At 73.2% G+C, this 3,289-nt stretch carries 3 protein-coding genes and 1 pseudogene; 1 reads left to right on the top strand and 3 read right to left on the bottom strand.

The annotated features are described in order from the left end of the window. A pseudogene (locus tag G3I53_RS34195) lies at positions 1 to 175 on the top strand (NAD(P)/FAD-dependent oxidoreductase); the annotation flags it as partial. A 53-nt stretch (positions 176 to 228) separates the two neighbouring features. Here the strand turns inward: G3I53_RS34195 and G3I53_RS27340 are convergent. The 3 genes from G3I53_RS27340 to thiE all read right to left on the bottom strand — a co-directional run bounded on the left by G3I53_RS27340 (position 229) and on the right by thiE (position 2,974). Next, positions 229 to 1,170 (bottom strand): hypothetical protein, encoded by a 942-nt coding sequence (locus G3I53_RS27340; protein ID WP_164335030.1) that lies wholly within the window; start codon positions 1,168 to 1,170, stop codon positions 229 to 231. Positions 1,171 to 1,226: 56 nt separating this feature from the next. Continuing rightward, on the bottom strand, positions 1,227 to 2,150 hold the full coding sequence (metF, locus tag G3I53_RS27335) for a methylenetetrahydrofolate reductase [NAD(P)H] (protein ID WP_164335029.1): 924 nt from the start codon (positions 2,148 to 2,150) through the stop codon (positions 1,227 to 1,229). Positions 2,151 to 2,257: 107 nt separating this feature from the next. After that, positions 2,258 to 2,974, bottom strand: a complete 717-nt coding sequence (gene thiE, locus G3I53_RS27330) for a thiamine phosphate synthase (protein ID WP_164438885.1) — start codon at positions 2,972 to 2,974, stop codon at positions 2,258 to 2,260. Positions 2,975 to 3,289: the final 315 nt, after the last annotated feature.

Raw genomic sequence — 3,289 nt, 5'->3', positions numbered from 1 at the left:
GCTGGCGGCGGCCGGCGGACGGCTGCTGCACGCGGCCAACAGCACGCGGCTGCCGGGCCTGTTCACGGTCGGCGGCTGGTCCCATCCCGGCGGCGGGCTGCCGCACGCGGGGATGTCGGGGGCGCTGGTCGCCGGGCTGATCGTGGAGGGGCCGGACTTCCGCGGCTCGCAGTGACCGCCGGGCCCGGGTGACGCGCGACCGGCGCCCGCGTCGGGGCGCGGGGCCGGTCAGTAGCGGTACTGCTCGTCGTACCCGTTGCCGTAGGTGGGGCTGTTGCCGGGGACCTGCTGGTTGTCCTGGTACGGGTAGGGCTGCTCGGGCGGGAGGTCGCCGCCGTAGGTGTCGTCGGTGCGCTGCTGCGGCACCCAGAGCCCGCCGGCCGGGGTCTCGCCGCCGTAGCCGCCCGCGTAGGCGTCCTGGCCGTAGGTCTGCTGGCCGTAGCCCTGCGCGTCGGTGTACCCGGTGTCGTAGGAGGTGCCGCCGTAAGTCGGGGAGCCGATGTACGGGTCGGAGTAGGCGGCGTACTGCTGCTGCCCGGTGGTGTCGTAGCCCTGCTGCTGGCCGTAGCCGGAGTAGTCGTAGGAGTAGCCCTGGGCGGCGGTGGCGTACTGGTCCTGGTACGGCTCCTGGGACGGGGTGGCGTAGCCGCCGGTGTCACCGTAGGTGCCGTAGGAGCCGGTGTCGTCGGGCATCGGCTGGGGCTCGTAGACCGCGGTGGTCTCGGCCGCCGAGGGCCGGTCCGCGCGGGGGGTGAACACGTCGTCGCGGCCGTAGTCGTCGTCCTGGCCGTAGGCGTCGTCGTGACGCCGGTCGGCGGACTCGTCCGGGTGGCCGTCGCCGGACGCCTCGAGGTCGGAGACCTCCAGGGTCGGCTCGTCACGGTCGTCGCGGCGGCCCTTGACGGCGGCCAGCCCGGGCGCGTTGACCGCCCAGCCCTCGGCGAAGCCGCGGCGGAAGGACAGCGTGACGTAGGTCTGGCCGACCGCGAAGGCGGCGGCGCCCAGACCGATGACGACCACGGACGGGATCAGCACGCCGACCACCACACCGAGGAAGCCCACGAAGGCGAGCAGCCGCCAGCGCAGCCGCGCCTTGTACTGCAGCAGCACCTCGCCGAGCAACCACAGCGCGACGATGCCGAACGCGATGTAGAGGACCGTCCAGCCCATGTACGCCCCTCTCCCAGTGGCCGCTACGCAGTGTGTCGTACACCGGTGCGACCGGTCTAGGCCCGCGGTGGGTGGTGCAGGCCCAGGTTCTCGTAGATTTCCAGCGTCGCCGTGGAGTTGTTGAGCGTGATGAAGTGCAGTCCGGGCACTCCCTCGGCCAGCAGCCGCGCGCAGAACTCCGTTGCGAACTCGATACCGATGGAGCGTACCGTCGCCGGATCGTCCTTGGCTGTGAGGATCCGCTCTTTCAAGGTGTCGGGGAACACGGCGTTACTCAGCTTTGGCAATCGTTCCAGCATCTTCACGCTGGTCACGGGCATGACCTCGGGGATCACGGGCGTCTCGCAGCCCGCGGCGTCGACTCGGTCACGCAGCCGCAGGTAGGACTCCGGCTGGAAGAACATCTGCGTGATGGCGTAGTCGGCGCCGGCCCGGCACTTGTCGACGAAGTGTGCCACGTCGGTGTCCCAGTCGGCCGACCGCGGGTGCATCTCGGGGAAGGCGGCGACGCCGACGCAGAAGTCGCCCGACTCCTTGATGAGCCGGACGAGTTCGGCGGCGTAGGTCAGGCCCTGCGGATGGGCGACCCAGTCGCCCATCGGGTCGCCGGGCGGGTCGCCCCGCACCGCGAGCATGTTGCGGATCCCGGCGTCGGCGTACTGGCCGATGATGTTGCGCAGTTCGGCGACGGAGTGGTTGACGGCGGTCAGGTGCGCGACGGGCGTGAGGGTGGTGTCGGCGACGATCTGCTCGGTCTCGTGCACCGTGCCCGCGCGGGTGGAGCCGCCGGCACCGTAGGTCACCGACACGAAGTCGGGGGCGACGGCCTCGACGCGGCGCAGCGCACTCCAGAGGTTCCGCTGGCCCTTGGGGGTTTTCGGCGCCGAGAACTCGAAGGAGTACGTCGTCTTGCCACCGGCGAGCATGTCGCGCACGGTGCGTGCGCGGTCGGTCCTGGTGGATGCGGTTCCGAGGGCCATACCGGCAGGTTAGCCAGGGGGCGTCGGTCCCCCAACCAAATGGGGGAGATTTGCCGGAATTGCCGCTTCGTTGTCCATCTTTTGGACAGTGCTGAGACGAAAGGGGGTCATTCCGCGCCGGGCGCGGCTCCCCCGTCCGGACCGTCCGCCGCCGCCTGCCGCAGCCGCTTCGCGAACTCAGCCGCCGCCGCGCCCGGGTCGTCCGCCTCGGTGAGGGCGCGGACGACGACCACCCGGCGGGCGCCCGCGTCCAGGACCTCGTCGAGGTTGCCGAGGTCGATGCCGCCGATGGCGAACCAGGGGCGGGCCGTGCCGAGGCCGGCCGCGTACCGGACCAGGTCCGGGCCGGGGGCGTGGCGGCCGGGCTTGGTCGGGGTGGGCCAGCAGGGGCCGGTGCAGAAGTAGTCCACGCCCTCCTGGACGGCGGCCGCCGCGGCCTCGGGCCCGGCGTGGGTGGAGCGGCCGATCAGGACGTCCGGCCCCAAGATCGCGCGGGCGGCGGGCACGGGGAGGTCGCCCTGGCCGAGGTGGAGGACGTCGGCGCCGGCGGCGTGGGCCACGTCGGCGCGGTCGTTGACCGCGAGCAGCTTGCCGTGCCGTGCGCACGCCTCGGCGAACACCGCGAGGTGCTCCAGCTCCTCGGCCGCCTCCATCCCCTTGTCCCGCAGCTGCACGATGTCGACGCCGCCCGCCAGGACGGCGTCCAGGAACTGCGGGAGGTCCCCCTGCCGCGTCCGGGCGTCGGTGCACAGGTACAGGCGGGCGTCGGCGAGACGCGCGCGGGCGGTGGTGGCGGTGCCGGTGCCGGTGTCGGTGTCGGACATGCGGTGCTCCCCCTGGGGCCCGAAGGCGGGCGTCGGTGTGCGGTGCGCGGTGTGCAGGCGCGGTGCCTGGTGTGCGGTGCCTGGCGTGCGGTGCGGTGCCTGGCGTGCGGTGTGTCGGATGCGGCGCACCCGGCCCGGAGCCGCCGGTCCGGGAGTCGCCGGTCCGGGAGCCGCCGGTCCGGGACGCGGGACGCCGGTCCAGGATCCGGGACACCGGATCCGGCGTCGGGGTCCGGGGTCACGTCACGGCGGGGCCGGAGGGGCGGTACGGCCTCCGGCGGACGCCACAGGTGCGTCACGGGTGCCTCCGCCCCC

Origin of the sequence: Streptomyces sp. SID14436 (assembly GCF_010548465.1) — a bacterium.
Classification (GTDB): Bacteria; Actinomycetota; Actinomycetes; order Streptomycetales; family Streptomycetaceae; genus Streptomyces.
The sequence above is the reverse complement of the archived record's forward strand: the minus strand, read 5'-3'. Positions and strand labels throughout refer to the sequence as shown.

Excerpts from the sequence above, each read along its gene's own strand:
- G3I53_RS27340 (WP_164335030.1), bottom strand. The coding sequence starts at position 1,170 with ATGGGCTGGACGGTCCTCTACATCGCGTTCGGCATCGTCGCGCTGTGG.
- metF (WP_164335029.1), bottom strand. The coding sequence starts at position 2,150 with ATGGCCCTCGGAACCGCATCCACCAGGACCGACCGCGCACGCACCGTG.
- thiE (WP_164438885.1), bottom strand. The coding sequence starts at position 2,974 with ATGTCCGACACCGACACCGGCACCGGCACCGCCACCACCGCCCGCGCG.